Source organism: Shewanella sp. NIFS-20-20, from assembly GCF_019209865.1.
Classification (GTDB): Bacteria; Pseudomonadota; Gammaproteobacteria; order Enterobacterales; family Shewanellaceae; genus Shewanella.
Window position 1 is genome coordinate 1 of record NZ_JAHUTT010000079.1, and the last position, 15,189, is coordinate 15,189.

Annotated in this window: 12 protein-coding genes and 2 pseudogenes; 8 read left to right on the forward strand and 6 right to left on the reverse strand. The window is 47.2% G+C overall.

Features of this window, described 5'->3' with window-relative positions; genetic code table 11:
• Positions 1-646 precede the first annotated feature (646 nt).
• The 3 genes from KU855_RS17380 to KU855_RS17390 are packed head-to-tail and all read left to right on the forward strand — an operon-like array spanning position 647 to position 6,642.
• Entirely contained in the window at positions 647-3,058 is a 2,412-nt protein-coding gene (locus KU855_RS17380; protein ID WP_218532143.1) for a TonB-dependent receptor, read from the forward strand.
• Positions 3,059-3,087: 29 nt separating this feature from the next.
• Positions 3,088-5,070 carry an alkyl/aryl-sulfatase gene (locus KU855_RS17385; protein WP_218532151.1) on the forward strand — a complete coding sequence of 661 codons (1,983 nt, stop codon included), beginning with the start codon at positions 3,088-3,090 and terminating at the stop codon, positions 5,068-5,070.
• Between the two features lie 36 nt (positions 5,071-5,106).
• Positions 5,107-6,642 (forward strand): DUF1254 domain-containing protein, encoded by a 1,536-nt coding sequence (locus KU855_RS17390; protein ID WP_218532153.1) that lies wholly within the window; start codon positions 5,107-5,109, stop codon positions 6,640-6,642.
• 45 nt (positions 6,643-6,687) lie between these two features.
• Here KU855_RS17390 and KU855_RS17395 read toward each other — a convergent pair whose 3' ends face one another.
• Positions 6,688-7,704 carry an AraC family transcriptional regulator gene (locus KU855_RS17395; protein WP_218532156.1) on the reverse strand — a complete coding sequence of 339 codons (1,017 nt, stop codon included), beginning with the start codon at positions 7,702-7,704 and terminating at the stop codon, positions 6,688-6,690.
• 292 nt (positions 7,705-7,996) lie between these two features.
• Between KU855_RS17395 and KU855_RS17400 the strand changes: the two genes are divergently transcribed.
• From KU855_RS17400 to KU855_RS17415, 4 genes and pseudogenes are all read left to right on the forward strand, one after another.
• Positions 7,997-9,505 (forward strand): peptide MFS transporter, encoded by a 1,509-nt coding sequence (locus KU855_RS17400; RefSeq protein ID WP_218532158.1) that lies wholly within the window; start codon positions 7,997-7,999, stop codon positions 9,503-9,505.
• 318 nt (positions 9,506-9,823) lie between these two features.
• A complete protein-coding gene (locus tag KU855_RS17405) occupies positions 9,824-10,072 on the forward strand; it encodes a type II toxin-antitoxin system Phd/YefM family antitoxin (protein ID WP_005377003.1) in 249 nt (82 codons plus the stop codon).
• Positions 10,062-10,352, forward strand: coding sequence for a type II toxin-antitoxin system RelE/ParE family toxin (locus KU855_RS17410; protein WP_218532160.1), 291 nt, complete (start codon positions 10,062-10,064; stop codon positions 10,350-10,352). The genes KU855_RS17405 and KU855_RS17410 overlap by 11 nt, the downstream gene beginning before the upstream one ends.
• A gap of 19 nt (positions 10,353-10,371) precedes the next feature.
• Positions 10,372-10,620, forward strand: a pseudogene (locus tag KU855_RS17415) (IS3 family transposase); the annotation flags it as partial.
• Positions 10,621-10,775: 155 nt separating this feature from the next.
• Here KU855_RS17415 and KU855_RS17420 read toward each other — a convergent pair.
• Both KU855_RS17420 and KU855_RS17425 read right to left on the reverse strand, forming a co-directional pair.
• Positions 10,776-11,180 carry a DUF1801 domain-containing protein gene (locus KU855_RS17420; protein WP_065431842.1) on the reverse strand — a complete coding sequence of 135 codons (405 nt, stop codon included), beginning with the start codon at positions 11,178-11,180 and terminating at the stop codon, positions 10,776-10,778.
• Between the two features lie 99 nt (positions 11,181-11,279).
• Positions 11,280-11,627 (reverse strand): hypothetical protein, encoded by a 348-nt coding sequence (locus KU855_RS17425; protein WP_218532162.1) that lies wholly within the window; start codon positions 11,625-11,627, stop codon positions 11,280-11,282.
• A 323-nt stretch (positions 11,628-11,950) separates the two neighbouring features.
• On the opposite strand from KU855_RS17425, the pseudogene KU855_RS17430 reads away from it, so the two are divergent.
• A pseudogene (locus tag KU855_RS17430) lies at positions 11,951-12,499 on the forward strand (FAD-binding protein); the annotation flags it as partial.
• A 180-nt stretch (positions 12,500-12,679) separates the two neighbouring features.
• Here KU855_RS17430 and KU855_RS17435 read toward each other — a convergent pair.
• From KU855_RS17435 to KU855_RS17445, 3 genes are all read right to left on the reverse strand, one after another.
• On the reverse strand, positions 12,680-13,177 hold the full coding sequence (locus KU855_RS17435; RefSeq protein ID WP_218532164.1) for a GNAT family N-acetyltransferase: 498 nt from the start codon (positions 13,175-13,177) through the stop codon (positions 12,680-12,682).
• 121 nt (positions 13,178-13,298) lie between these two features.
• Positions 13,299-13,535: a GyrI-like domain-containing protein gene (locus KU855_RS17440; protein ID WP_218532166.1), complete on the reverse strand. Its 237-nt coding sequence runs from the start codon at positions 13,533-13,535 to the stop codon at positions 13,299-13,301.
• Between the two features lie 51 nt (positions 13,536-13,586).
• Complete coding sequence (locus KU855_RS17445; RefSeq protein ID WP_218532168.1) at positions 13,587-15,002, reverse strand: tetratricopeptide repeat protein; 1,416 nt, start codon at positions 15,000-15,002, stop codon at positions 13,587-13,589.
• Positions 15,003-15,189: the final 187 nt, after the last annotated feature.

Genomic DNA, 15,189 nt, shown 5'->3' on the forward strand with positions numbered 1-15,189 from the left:
CTGAAATGCTCTTTGATGGTATCTATATTCATGGCAACTCCTCAAAAGAGGAGCATAAGATCACAGCTAGCTCATTAGGTCAATTTTGATTTGCCATTGGGCAAAAAACGTTCATGATCTGCCCCTGTTTTTGATGACGATATACAGCCTCTGCGCTTTCCTATCAAAGCAACGGATGGTGAATGCATATTTTGGTTAAGCCTTGACTAAAATCACTAAGTTAAATGTTGGTATTGATCTCACCATTGAATAACTGATGAATACCTCTAACGTTTATTGGCAATACTGTCCAACGGCTATCATAACGACTCCTGTTAATTAATTAGCTTCTACAGCATAGTCCCATTTACGCCAGACAAAAACAGACAAACAGCAAGGGTAATCTGTCGTTAATCCTGCCGCCATTAACCTCCGGCCATCAACACCTCTAACGTGATGATAATTAAGGCTCATTACCATGAAGCCGCTATTAGTCATCACGCTAATCAGCCTATTGACCGCCTCGCAGCAGGGCCGATTTAGCAATAAATGTCGCTAAACAACAAAAAAATGTCAGCTTCAAACAATTTATTAACATTCGTTAGCGCTAGGGTGGTAGCCACCAAAGCGTGCTCTAAATCACATAACACCTAAAAGGCGTGAGCTTATGAACCTATTCCCTCAACATACTCGTGTTCTCTTTCGACCCACCTTGCTGGCGAGTGTAGTAGCAATGAGCTTTTCGCCGATGACAGTCGCCCAAACACAAGACCCACAAAAACCGCAAAAGACCTTAGAAGTCATTGAGGTGACAGCGCAAAAACGAGTAGAAAGTCTTCAAGATGTGCCGGTATCCATTACCACCATTAATGGCGATATGCTCCAAAGCAATAACATCAGTCAAATGGAAGAAATGTCGGCCTATGTGCCCAATTTTGCTGTGACTAAGTCTGGCCAAGGCTACAACATCTATATGCGTGGCTTAGGATCAGGGCCGAATCAAGGTTTCGAGCAAACCGTCGGGACCTATGTCGATGGCATTTACCGCGGCCGCGGTGTGTTGATGCGCAGCGCCTTTGTCGATTTAGCCATGGTTGAAGTTTTGCGCGGCCCGCAAAGTATATTATTCGGCATGAATACCACGGCAGGCGCCCTCAATTTAACCACCAACAACCCCAATGATTATTTTGAAGCCGGCATTGCCACTAGTTATTTTACTGAAGGCGATAAGGTTGATGTTGAAGGCTTTATCTCAGGACCGTTAACCGACACCTTAAATGCCCGCCTAGTCACTAAATACGAAAACGATCAGGGCTATATTTACAATGCCAGTACGGATGACACGATGCCTGCCCGCGAAAGCCTAGTCACACGCCTCACGTTAGATTGGCAGCCAACGGATGATTTCAATGCCAATTTGAAAATCCAACATGATCAAGACAGTGTGCACGGCCGACCACTCATCGTGGTGGCTGAGCCAGCATTAATTGCCGCTCAGGCGCCGATCCTCGATCAGCTCGGTTATTACCAATTAGGCTATGAGACCGCCAGAACCCAACCGGCCCTAGGCGAAAAAGAACAAGAAGATGCCAGCGTCGATTTTGTGACCTTAAACCTCAGCTATGGCATGGATAACCATGATTTGAGTGCGACAACAGGTTGGCAAAGTTATGATCTTGATGGCAGCAAAGATCAAGACTCAACCGCCAGAGTGTTGATGTACTCTCCTGAGTTTTCAGAATCTTACCAACAATTTAGCCAAGAGATCCGCCTAGCCTCAAATTTAAGCGGTCCGCTCAACTATATTGCCGGCGCTTTTTACCAAACCAGCGATCTTCGCTATCAAGAAAATTCCGCCGTTTATCCACTGCAAGTACGGGGACTTAGGGATTACGGCAGCGACTCGCGCCTATGGGCGGTATTTGCCCAAATGGATTACGCGCTCACCGACAAATTCAGCGCCAGCCTTGGCCTGAGATACACAGACGAACATAAGCAAGGCTTCAAACAGATGTCTTTGGTCGATCCTGTCACTGGGGTCGCGGTGGATCAGTTGGCGCTCATCAAGCCTCCCGCTCTGGCAGCCACATTAAACCAACTGGGGATCCCAGGATTACCAGGGCCGGCCTATGTCGCCATGTTAGGCAGCTCACTGCCCTATTTAGATCCGCTATTACTCGGCCAAGCGAGCCAAAATATTCAAAACCCGCTCTTTGGCACCATTGAGCCCCACAACATCAGGGCGGAACGTGATGATAGCCATGTCACTCCGTCGGTGACCCTTAGCTATGACTTAGGCGACAGCATGGTCTATGCCACCGTCGCCACGGGGGTCAAAGCTGGAGGATTTGATGCCCGCTCAAATCTAGCAGCAAATTTTGAATTTGACCCTGAAGAAGTGATTGCTTATGAAGTGGGTAGCAAATTATCGCTAGCCAACGGCATTGCCGAGTTAAATATCGCCGCCTTTGTGATGAAATTTGATGATCTCCAAACCTCCGTATTTGATGGCCAGGTGGGCTTTATGGTCGAAAACGCTGGCCAAGCTACCAGCCAAGGGGTTGAGCTTGATGGTCGCTGGCTCATTACCGAGGATTTAACGCTCACTGGCAGCCTTGGCTTAATGGATTTCAACTGGGATTCATTTGCAGGTGCTAAATGCTTTACCAGTACCGTACTCATACCCGACAACATTGAGCCCAATGGCCGCACCTGCGACTTAACCGGTGACACCAATATTCTCGCCCCCGAGGTCAGCGCCAGTCTTAATGTCGATTATATCCGCTACATCTTTGGCGACTTGCAATGGCGTACTAGCTTAGACGTCAATTATCAATCAGAGGTCTTTACCTCAACTGATCTTAACCCTCTGACTAAACAAGGGGCGTACGCCAAAATCAATGCCAGAACAGCCATTAGTTCAGACGCCGGTTGGGAAGTCGCCTTAGTGGCCAAAAACCTCACCGATGAACTGACCAGCAATTTTGCCTTTGATACCCCCTTCAGCACAGGGGTGTACAGCCAAATGATTGAACCTGGACGCAGTGTGGGTTTACAACTGCGATATTACTTTTATTAATCCCTTTAGTTGCTGTTTTAAGGATATATATGTCTTCATCTTTATCAAAAATCCGCCAAGTTTCATGGCCATTGGTAGCACTCGCGCTGCTGGTTAGCGGCTGCTCGCCCGCGCCGATGTCAGACAGCAGTGCCACCCGCGCCACCCTAGCCGCCAATCAACAAGTACAGCAACAGTTGCCCTTTAGTGACACCACGGATTTTGAACTGGCAAAACGCGGCTTAATTGCTAGCGCTGAACAAGTAGAATTGACCAAAGACGGGCGCACACTTTGGGCGTCAGAGCCCTTTAGTTTCTTGAGCGAAGACGCGCCGGCCACAGCCAACCCAAGCCTGTGGCGACAAGCACAGCTCAATAATATCCGAGGACTGTTTGAGGTGGTTCCTGGGATTTATCAATTGCGCGGTTTTGATTTATCCAACATGACCCTCATTGAAGCGAACAATAGCTGGATAGTCGTCGATCCACTGACCGCCAAAGAATCAGCAGCGGCAGCCTTGGCATTTGCCTTTGAACACCTTGAAAAAAAGCCGATTAGCGCGATTATTTTTACCCATGCTCATATCGATCATTTTGGCGGCGCCTTAGCCATCGCCTCCAAACAAGATGTGGTAAGTGGTAAGGTGCAAGTCATTGCTCCGAGTGGGTTTATGGAAGCGGCTACCAGCGAAAACATTATCGCCGGTATTGCCATGGGCCGCCGTGCGCAAATGATGTATGGCACCGAGTTACCGGTGGCCGCCGATGGCTATATCGGCTCAGGCTTAGGCAAAGGCCCTGTCATGGGAACATTTGGCATATTGTCTCCATCTCATTCGATTGAATATACAGGAGAAACCATTAATGTCGATGGCGTAGATATGGTCTTTCAGCTCACCCCTGAAACCGAGTCGCCATCAGAATTCACCTTCTACCTCCCTCAATACAATGCCTTTTGCGGCTCCGAGTTAGTGTCGCGCAATATGCATAATATCTATACCCTGCGCGGCGCTAAAGCGCGTGACGCATTGCGCTGGAGCGGCTACATCGATGAAGCCAGAAGCCTATTTGCCGAGGCCGATGTTTACTTTGCAAGCCATCACTGGCCGTTATGGGGTCAGGCGCCAATCCAAGATTTCCTCGCGAAACAGCGCGATCTGTATAAGTATATTCATGATCAAACAGTGCGCTGGTTAAACCAAGGGCTCAGTAGTGATGAAATTGCCGAACGGCTTGAGCTACCCGCCTCGCTTGCGAATAACTGGTCGACTCGGGGCTACCATGGCTCACTGCGTCATAACGCCAAAGCGGTATATCAATTTTATCTTGGCTGGTATGACGCCAATCCTGCCAACCTTAACCCGCTGCCCGCCAGCCAAAGCGCATCACGCTATATTGCGCTTATGGGCGGCAAATTAGCCGTGCTGAATGCTGCCCAGCAAGCCTTTGATGATGGTGACTACCGCTGGGCCGCCGAATTACTGAACCACTTAGTCTTTAGCCTGCCAGAAAATAGCGAAGCCAAACAACTATTGGCCAACACCTACCGACAATTGGGCTATCAGTCCGAAGCTGGCTCATGGCGCAATAGTTACCTGATGGCGGCTCAAGAGTTGTTGCATGGCGTCCCGGATCGCGGTGTGGACTTACTGGCCTTTAGAGAGGTGTTAGCCCAAACCTCGGTTGATAAGTTTTTTCAATCAATGGCCGTGCGACTTAAGGCAGAAGATGCCGAAGGTGAAGATACTAAGGTATTGATTTCATTTAGTGACTTAGACCAACATTACCTGCTATGGATTGAAAATGCCGTGTTGCATTTCAAGGCTGTCACTCTAACAGCTAGCACACCAGAGGCCGATGTTCATCTGACACTCACTCAGCCAATGTTGGTCGATATGCTCACCGGGCAATTGGGGATACAACAGACTCTCTTTGCAGACGAACTGAGTGTCGATGGTAATCCATTAACCTTGGTTAGTTTCTTTAATTTATTCGACAAGCCTACTGGCAAATTTACGCTAGTCACGCCTTAACGGCGTGAACTGACCTCCGAGTTATAAGGGATAATAATGAAAATAAAACACTCTCTCATCTATAGCGCCCTAGTCGCCGCGATTGCGATGACCTCGCCAGCCAGTGCCAATGAGGCTACCTCAGCGCCACTAAAAGCAGCACCGACTCATCCTATTTTGTCGCTGTTTCGAGTCAATAATCATGAGTTCCAAGGCATCATCAAAGATGCCGATGCCAAGGCCAAAGAGGAGTGGGCTTATGCCACTGGGATCCAAGCTTTTATGTTTGCCATCCCGATGGTGATGATGGATATCCAACGTGACATTCGCATGAACCCTGCGGTACTCGCTCGGATCAAACACACCTGTCCTTGTGCAGCGCCGGGCGAGTGGGGCCATTATTCCGGCTTGGCAACGGCAAAATCAAAAATGCCCTACACCCCCAACCCAGACACCGTCTATTCAGGGCTATATGCCAACCTAGCACAAGAGCCCTATATCATTAAGGTGCCTGATATCGATGACCGATATTTTTCACTGCAGATTGCCGACGCCTACTTAGTCAATCAACACTATGTTGGTACGCGAGCTACCCAAGGCAAAGGCGGTTATTTCGCGCTAATCGGCCCAGATTGGCAGGGGCAACTGCCAGATGGCGTGACCGCCATGCGCATGCCCAACAACTCCGCCATTGTAGCGCTACGTATCGCCTCATATTCAAACGCAGAGGCGGAGGTAGCCGAAGTTCGCGAGTTGCAGCAATTATTTGATGCCATGCCGTTATCACAATTTGGCATGAGCAAAGCGCAACGCGCGGCATTGCCGCCGGTCGCGCTTAATTTGGCAGAGACCCAAATGAAGCAAGGGCAAGCGCTGGCGTTTTATCGCTACTTCTCGCAATTGTTAATGGAGAATCCACCGGTTGGTGACAACCGCGCCATTCTTAACACCTTTAATCAAATTGGCCTCAGTGATACCACACCATTTGATCCCAGCAAGCTCGATGAGGCCACCAAGCGCGGGTTAGCCCGAGCAGTAAATGCCAGCATCGATATCGTTAAATGGAAAGTGAAATTCCGCGGCACTCAATCACAAAATAAATGGAACGTCGATTTTGTGGGTGGTGACTATGGCACCGATTACTTAGCCAGAGCAGAAGGCGCTATCCAAGGCTTGTTTGTGCACTCACCCGAAGAGGCCGTGTATTTTCACACTTACTCAGATGTTAATAACGATTTGCTCCAAGGTGGCAAGCATGAGTATCGCTTGCACTTCGACAAGGGCCAACTACCGACCTCCTTTGACGGTGGCTTTTGGTCGATTACCTTATATGGTGACGACTATCAGTTAGTCGACAATGCCATCGATCGCTACGCCATCCGCAAAAGCACCGAAGGCTTGCAATATAACGATGACGGCTCACTCACCCTGTATTTGCAAAGCACCCCGCCAGAGGGCCATGAGTCCAATTGGTTACCCACACCGCAACAAGGCATTTTCCGCCTCAATATGCGGGTCTATTTGCCCACCGATGAGGTACGCGCTTGGGATAGTGTTGAGCAATTTTTACCTGGGGTCATCCCCACCAACTAAGCCTACAGGCGCCATGGCTCGCTGACATCTGGCCTGGCGCCGCGATTAACTGGCATATTGTTTGGGACTGACCCCAGTCCATCCTTTAAAAGCGCGATTAAAACTACTTTGATCGGCAAAGCCCAGCATATGCGCGATTTCGGTGAGCGTGAGTTGTTTTTCTGCCACCAACTTGATCGCCATATGTTGGCGACTGTCGCTCAGTAGCTGCTGAAAACTGACACCATCCTTCTTTAAGTGCCGCTGCATCGTGCGGGTGGTCATGTGCAAATGCTCGGCAACACTGTCGGCATCGAGCTTTTGAAACAAAAGGTTATCCAAAATATATTGCTGTACCTTGGTAGCGAACTGATTCGCACTAAACTGCGATAAGCGCTCATTAATCCAATCATCAAGAGACGCCGCCAACGCGGGATTGGCGTACAAATGTGGGGTTAACAAGATACTGCGATTAAAAGTTAACTCTGTGCGAGCTTGTCCAAATTCGACCGCACAGCCAAAATACTCGGCAAATGCCGCGGCTTTAGCCAAGCCACCCTGATGGGAAAAGCTTACTGATATCGGGCTGAAGTCATCATCGAGCATCAATCGAAACAACTTAATCGCTGTCGCACTATAGGCTTCGATAGCCTCAATTGCGCAGGGTTGATTTTGGGGGGGAATACTAATGCTTAACGACAGCGTGTTGCCCTGTTCATGGGTTTCAATAAGGGCCACATCGGTGGTGTGGCGAAAATATCGAATGCAACGCTGCAAGCCTTCAAGCACATTGCGACTCGACACCATCGCAATGCCCGGGGCACTGTAAGTTGAGGGCTGAAAATAGCGAGTTAATGTTAAAGCCAAGCAGGGATCATTGGTCTCTTCAACCGCCCACTGCCATACCTTGGCCATTTTTCGCACCGGAAAGCGGGCCTCATGATCGCGTTTGGCATCATTTAAATCTAACTCAGCCCGCATAAAAATGGGCTCAGGATCGATACCGTAACTGGCGATCGATTTTGCGAGCAGCAAGGCCCATGTACCTATCGTGGTCGGTGTTTGTGGGATAAGTGTCGTCATTATTATTATTGTTTTATGGCGGAACACTTTGTATACCACAAATCCGTTGACCACCAAAGACACTCACTAAAAACAACATAAATCCCAGCATCGTTCAGGGATTCGGCCATACCTCCAAACAGAATAAAACGCTAAATTAAAGCTACATTTCAACAGCATACAGACACTTCAACAAGAATTAATGCAATGAACCAGTGAACACGCTGTACCATGGTCAATGGTCTGATTGGTTGACACCCCTATCTGCCACTATAATCGAGTCCAACTATGATAACTATAATAGGAATACACCATGACGACGAAGGCTATGGCAGCCAGTCAGACTAAGTCATTTATGACAGTGTCTTTAATTGAAATGTGGGAGCGCTTCGGGTTTTACGGTATGCAAGCGCTCATTGTGTACTTTATGGTTGAGCGCCTCGGTTTTGAAGACAGTCGGGCCAATTTAGTCTGGAGCGCTTGTGCCGCATTAATCTATGTCTCTCCCGCGATTGGAGGCTGGGTCGGCGATAAAGTGCTCGGCACAAAACGCACCATGATTATAGGTGCCATCGTCTTAACATTAGGTTATGCCTTAATGGCCGTTCCCTCTGAAAATACGTGGTTTTTATTTTCAGCGCTAGGCGTCATTGTCGTTGGTAATGGCCTATTTAAACCCAATGCCGGTAACCTTGTCCGTAAAATTTATGAAGGTGACGATTCAAAAATCGACAGCGCTTTCACCATTTATTATATGGCGGTCAACATAGGTTCTACCTTTTCAATGCTGCTCACGCCGCTGATTAAAGACTATGTCAATAACACCTATGGTGGCGGTTACGGTTGGCATGCGGCATTTTCAGTGTGTTTTGTCGGTCTCATTGTCGGCATTAGCAACTATATGGTGATGCGCCGCACCCTAGATAACTATGGTTCTGAACCAGATTTGCATCCGGTCAATAAACAAAAACTGGCGGTCGTATTAGCCTGTTCGCTACTGGCTGTGGCATTGTCAGCTGTGATTCTTGAATATGAATTGATTGCTAGAATCTTTGTCTATTCGGCGGGCGTGGTGGTACTCGGTATCTTTGTTCACTTGATCCGCAGCAGTCATGACAAAGAACGAGCCGGCTTAATCGCTGCGCTGGTACTGACCATACAAACCGTATTTTTCTTCATTTTCTATCAACAAATGTCGACCTCGCTGGCCTTATTCGCATTGCGCAATGTCGATTGGAATTTTGTCGTGTTTGGTCACCATTTATGGACTTGGTCACCCGCACAATTCCAAGCCTTAAACCCGATTTGGATCATGGTGCTTAGCCCGGTTTTGGCTTGGGCCTACGCCTCGGGAGGTAAACATAATAAAGATATTTCAATTGCCGCTAAATTTGCCTTGGGGTTTGCAGTGGTTGCATTGGGATTTTTCATTTACAGCATTGCCGGTCAGTTTGCTATTGATGGCAAAACCTCATCTTGGGTGATGATTTGGGGCTATGGAGCCTATTCTCTCGGCGAACTGTTAGTCAGTGGTTTGGGGCTCGCCATGATAGCGCGCTATGTCCCTGAACGTATGGGCGGCTTTATGATGGGGGCTTACTTTGTGGCATCGGGTATTTCTCAGTACTTAGGCGGGGTCGTTGCCAATTTTGCCAGCGTACCGCAAGGGTTAACCAATCCATTAGACACCTTGCCGATTTACACGAGCTTATTTAACAAACTCGGCTTTGCAGCTATTGGTTGCACCTTGCTCGCTCTGGCCGTATTGCCGCTGATGCGCCGCCTGACCGAGACCCATAATAGTCATCAGAACAAACCATAACAGGCACTCCAGCGACTTATTGATATCGCAGCAGTCGCCAACTTAGGTGTATTTACTTAAGTTGGCGACTTAAAACGGCCACCCATATTTTTTAACGTGCCACCCAAGCTAATTAGGCGATCTAACCTAAGATATAAGCCTTTGACATTTAACGCCGCGTTAAGGGGTGAACAACGCAATACCACCCGACCTAAACCATTGTGCCATACACACAGAACCAAAACTGCCAAGCGTTGAGAATCCCTCTTAAACGCCTTGTTATACCGCTTGGTTGAGGCTAAAATGACCAACATAGAGACCACTTAAGAGACCGATTGTATGACCACTAGAATTTTAGCCGATGTTGCTGCAAGCATTACCGAGTTGAAAGCTAACCCTATGAAAGTTGCAACTAGTGCTTACGGCGAACCTGTTGCTGTATTAAACCGAAATGAGCCAGCATTTTATTGCGTACCTGCCGAAGCGTACGAAATGATGATGGACAGACTCGAAGATCTTGAGCTACTAGCTATCGCTAAAGAGCGTGAGTCTGAAGAGAGCATTTCGGTAAATATTGATGACCTATAAACTCGACTTTAAAAAGAGCGCACTCAAAGAGTGGAAAAAGCTTGGCTCTACTCTGCAACAACAGTTTAAGAAAAAGCTAATCGAGCGCCTAGATAACCCACATGTTTCTGCTTCAAAGCTTTCTGGAGCTGACAACATGTATAAAATCAAGTTGCGTCAATCGGGCTACCGTCTCGTCTACAAAGTTGAAGACGATGTCATCATTGTAACCGTCTTAGCCGTCGGAAAACGCGAACGTAGCGATGTTTACCGTAAAGCCATGAAAAGGTTAGATGATTGATTGCGGTATAACGCAGTTACATAGGTTTGTAGGCAGTATGAGTAAAAAAGGCTGTTGCTGGGATAATGCAGTAGTAGAAAGCTTTTTCGGTAGTTTGAAGCAGGAACGAATTCATTGGCGCAATTATCGAACGCGGTATGCAGCTCAGCAAGATGTATTGAATTACATCACTATGTGGTACAACAGCCAACGGATGCATTCATACCTCAATTATCAAAGTCCTAATGAATTTGAACGTATGACCAAGCCGTTAAAAGAAGTAGCTTAAAGAACTTAACTAGGGTGACCGAATTCAGTTGACCAGGTCAGACCAACGCCAACCACCTTGCCTAAACCATTGTGACATAAACACTAAAACTAAAGTAAGCCGAAAACGCGATGCGTTGGGAATCCGTCTTAAATGCTTTGTTATGTGAATACCTATCACGCGCCCAGAAGCGGCAGTTTTTTCCGTTGTTGATATGTTAAGGCAAGCTCTAAGCAATGCTTGAGCTCAGATGCTGGTAATGGCTCAGATAAGCTTAATACGATTGCCCTATTACCTTGAAACTTCAATACATCACCATGCAACTCTCGAAACGTGTCGACAAGTTTCGTTTGGCAGTTGAAGAATACGTAATAGTTATTTGGTGACTTCAATTTCCAGTCAATACGAACCGGGCTACCAGCCGCTACGTTGTAACTTGGCTCACCCCATTTCAAAGACTCTTCAACTTTACCGAGGTCTAAGTCCGAAGAAACTTTCAGGATTAGAGAACGCAACTCTTCTAGCCGAACTCGAGCATTTTCTGGATATTCGTCGAAACGATTTTTGACTACCTTGTCCACTGAAACCTCCAATTCACATAACGCTGCCATGAGAGGCGCGCGAGCCGAAGGCCGCTTTCGCGCGTCCTGCGAACGAAGTGAGCGAACTCGATGGCCTTGTTATGCATTTGTTTGAAATAGCTCTAATTTCTCGACTACATAGTCCATTATTCTGTCGGCCTCCATCTCTTCTATCTGTTCTGCTGGAACATGTGCAAATATGTAAGTTGAAGCATAGTGGAATTTATACTGACTCTTTGACTCTGGATCATTACTCCAATCCAGGTCAATCAGTTCCGAGATATACTCTTCTATTTCTTCAATGACATCCAAATCATGTATGTCCATTGATTCAATTGCATGTGAAATCGCATACTTGAATATATACGAAAGGTGTTCTGAGTTATTTCTCGCGGCAGCAATAGCTACCGGAATACCGTGGCCTATCTCTTCGACCCATTTATCCATGGACTTATTCATAAGAATGCATAACCTTTGTATAATGAGACGTCTCGTTTATCCAGATTTTGATGATTAAACAAGACGTGTTAAACCCTTTCAATTCAATGCACTTCGATGTCAATGTCTCGATAACTTTACATATAAACCACTTGTTCCTGTTATCGAGTCGATTAGTTCACGCTTATTCAATAACAGTACCAAATTTACGTCGACTAATCATATACTTATTTCTCTCACCATGTAATAACCGGGAAACTGTCACAAACAAAACAGGACTCTGACTTGCTTAATCACCAATAGCACTGTATAAAAAAAACAGTGTCACATGTCGTTTTGTGGAAGAACTGGAACGTCGTGACGTCATCAGTAATACAATTCTTGAGCAAACCGGCAGCTATACCTATGTATTGTGGAATCAAGCCATTGACGATATCGCCGGCACTGTTGACATGCACCCGGGTGAATTTGCTGATCTGCACAGCCGTGGCCTGATGTTTAAAGTGGACTCGCTGGAAGAAGCCGCCGCCAAATTCAACATCCCGCTGGCGACGCTGATGGCAACGGTTACAGACGTAAATCACTATGCTGCCACAGGTAAAGACGAAGCGTTCAATCATCGTGCGGGCTTGGTCAACCTGAGCAAAGGCCCATACTGGATAATGAAAGCAACGCCATCGGTACACCACACCATGGGTGGCCTGGTAACGGATACCAAGACCCAGGTTATCGATACCAAGGGCAAGGTCATTCCTGGTCTGTATGCAGCGGGTGAAGTAACCGGCCTGACCCACGGCACTAACCGTCTGGGTGGCAACGCCTACAGCGACATCATTGTGTACGGTCGAATTGCTGGCCAAATGGCAGCCGCTGCCAAGTAACCCTTCCCCTGGCTCTTCGTATGTCCCCCTGTAGCATGCGAAGAGCCTTTTAATCCATCCCCTTTCCAGGTATTCGTGACCAATAACATGAGTGTTGATTGAGCCCAATCAAAGGTGGTTTAAAAGCACACTTAACATCAAGCTTAGCTAGGCTATTCAGGTGAGCCGCGGGGAGTCGAGTCACTTAGCTGCAGTGGGACTTAAAATAAGGTTTTGATGGGCCTCACCGTCTAATTCAAACTGTGTCTTGCCAACTTCCAGTAGACCGAGTCGAGCATAGAACTGCAGAGCACCCTGATTTTGCACCCAAACTGACAGCCAATAGTCACGCCCATACAAACGAGAGACATGATCAAGCAACGTTCGCCCAATTCCCTTGCCTTGAAAGTCACGCGAGACATACAGCGTAGCAATCTCATACCCAAACGCGTCATTGTCGTTAAATCTGGACGCCAGATTGATAGTCACAAATCCAACCAGGTGGTCATCTTCTTCATATATGAATGTATTAATAGCTGGCTGCTTAAGTAAGTCACTAAAATGATTGTGGGTGCTGGTTGAAAGTGCATATTGAGAAATCGCGGTGTTAACCCCCTGCGTCGCATAGGTGTCCAACCAGACCTGAATGGACAAGGCGGCCAGATTCTCACAATCCTTTTGCATCGCTTCCCTGATCACTGTTACCTCCTGTTATCCATCCCCTTCGAATAGCTAACCTTTGTCCTGAAAACCGATTAAAACTGTTAAATAGGCGCTCTATTACTCGACCGGATATGAATGTTGGCTGTCAATCGAAACACTATTTCAGTGCAATAAATACGGCGACTTTATCGGCGCTCTCATAACATTCGAAGTCTGTGGTGTAGGCACGGGTATGACGGCAAGTTGGAGATACAAAGTATTGCCAAACCGTTTGCCACGCCTTAATGACAGCATCGGGAAACTCCCCCACAGATTCAAACCGCAAATAACGCCCCGGGGCGACAGTGACCGTTTGCAACGGCGCGTTGGAGCTTAAGACTTGTGTAGACCCCATCAGGACATCTGGCTGCAGAATCATTATTACCTATCATCGATTAACCACACATTAAGTTCCAGCACACACTTCATAGTCAGTTTCCATGCATCGCTGAGCAAGTGCCTGAACCTCCGCCATTTCCGTTTCATTTAGTGGGGCAAACTGAAAACGAGCGGACATTCGGCCATAACTATACATGTCCCCTGCGGGTCTGGTAGATTCCGAGATTATGCGCCACATGTTTGCTGTCATTCGGTCTCGCTCAGTGGCTTCTCCCTTCATATACATGATCGCAAGATTCCATTGCGCAGGGCTTAACCCCTGATGCGCAGCTTGGCGGTACAAACTAAAAGCTTTTTCAGGGTTACCCAAATATAGATGCTTGCCCATTTCATTCTGCGCCGCCGGATAACCTTGATTTGCTGACTTTTCATACCAAACATAGGCTTGGTCATGCAGAAATGATTTTCGTGCACCACCGTCAAAATAGCGATTCTTTAAAAGATTACCAAAGTAATACTGGTTCTCCGCATCACCTTGTTCCGCCAGTAAACCAATCCGCTCTTCTTTCGCCTTACTATGTCCAAGCTCAGTAGCCTTGGTTAAGTGAAATTCAGCTTTCTCAAGGTCGGCGTCAATGAGGGTATCAAATCGGTATATCAGACCAATTTTATAATGAGCTTCTGCAAAACCTTGCTCGGCTGATCGAGCATAATAGTTTAACGCTTCTTGTATCTTACCTTCTCTCTCAAGCTCTGTTGCTACCATGTATTCCGCATATGGCTGCCCCTGCTGTGCAGCTTTATTCATCCACTCCATCGCCAAACCATGGTTTCGTCGCGTTAACTTACCTTCAAGATAGATAACACCAAGCCAATACTGGGCATCCGGATTACCCTGTTCAGCAGCTTTTTTATAGTAATCAAGACTCTCCTCGCCATTTTTTGCCAGTTTAGGGTTTGCATCGAGTAACTTTGCCAACTGATAATTGGCGTTACTGCTGCCATTTTTCGCCGCTCGACGAAACCAAAACGCAGCAGTTCCTTGGTCCGGACTAACTTCAAGGCCCTCAATCTGTAAACCGTCCAGGTATATTTGTCCCATCTTTGTTTGTGCTTCCCAACTCCCTTTGTCACAGGCCTTCTTTAACCAGTTAAACGCTTTTATGCCATGCTCTGGATTTTCGGAGGATTGAAACTTCCGATCATGAAACTGTGAAACCTGAAACTGTGCGTGAGCATTACCGCTATCTGCAGATTTCTGGAACCACTGCTGAGCCTCCTCGGGGTCACTCGTTACCCCCAGTCCTCTCAATAACAATAAACCCAGCTGATATTGCGCTTCACCATCACCCTGCTCAGCCAACAATTTGGTCGTCGAGTAATCCGGAATTGCTGTGCTGGAGTCAGAATCTTCCCAGACGAACCAGGCTACTGCCACACTAAGAATGAGGAAAAAAAGGGACCCGACACCGGTGTAATTCATTTGAAAAATACCCCCTATACTTCGTAATAATTTAAGCGCCGATATACGTCAGTTCGATATCAGGGCGGGATCGCACTTTGTTAACAAATATGATCTAATTGTGCCAAACCCTCAGCAGCACAGTCATTTTGAACCTTATTGAACACTTATCTGTTGTAGAAGATACTCGCTCGGACATCAACCAAAA

Excerpts from the sequence above, each read along its gene's own strand:
- KU855_RS17445 (WP_218532168.1), bottom strand. The coding sequence starts at position 15,002 with ATGAATTACACCGGTGTCGGGTCCCTTTTTTTCCTCATTCTTAGTGTG.
- KU855_RS17440 (WP_218532166.1), bottom strand. The coding sequence starts at position 13,535 with ATGGGGTCTACACAAGTCTTAAGCTCCAACGCGCCGTTGCAAACGGTC.
- KU855_RS17410 (WP_218532160.1), top strand. The coding sequence starts at position 10,062 with ATGACCTATAAACTCGACTTTAAAAAGAGCGCACTCAAAGAGTGGAAA.
- KU855_RS17400 (WP_218532158.1), top strand. The coding sequence starts at position 7,997 with ATGACGACGAAGGCTATGGCAGCCAGTCAGACTAAGTCATTTATGACA.
- KU855_RS17390 (WP_218532153.1), top strand. The coding sequence starts at position 5,107 with ATGAAAATAAAACACTCTCTCATCTATAGCGCCCTAGTCGCCGCGATT.
- KU855_RS17385 (WP_218532151.1), top strand. The coding sequence starts at position 3,088 with ATGTCTTCATCTTTATCAAAAATCCGCCAAGTTTCATGGCCATTGGTA.
- KU855_RS17425 (WP_218532162.1), bottom strand. The coding sequence starts at position 11,627 with ATGGATAAATGGGTCGAAGAGATAGGCCACGGTATTCCGGTAGCTATT.
- KU855_RS17405 (WP_005377003.1), top strand. The coding sequence starts at position 9,824 with ATGACCACTAGAATTTTAGCCGATGTTGCTGCAAGCATTACCGAGTTG.
- KU855_RS17380 (WP_218532143.1), top strand. The coding sequence starts at position 647 with ATGAACCTATTCCCTCAACATACTCGTGTTCTCTTTCGACCCACCTTG.
- KU855_RS17395 (WP_218532156.1), bottom strand. The coding sequence starts at position 7,704 with ATGACGACACTTATCCCACAAACACCGACCACGATAGGTACATGGGCC.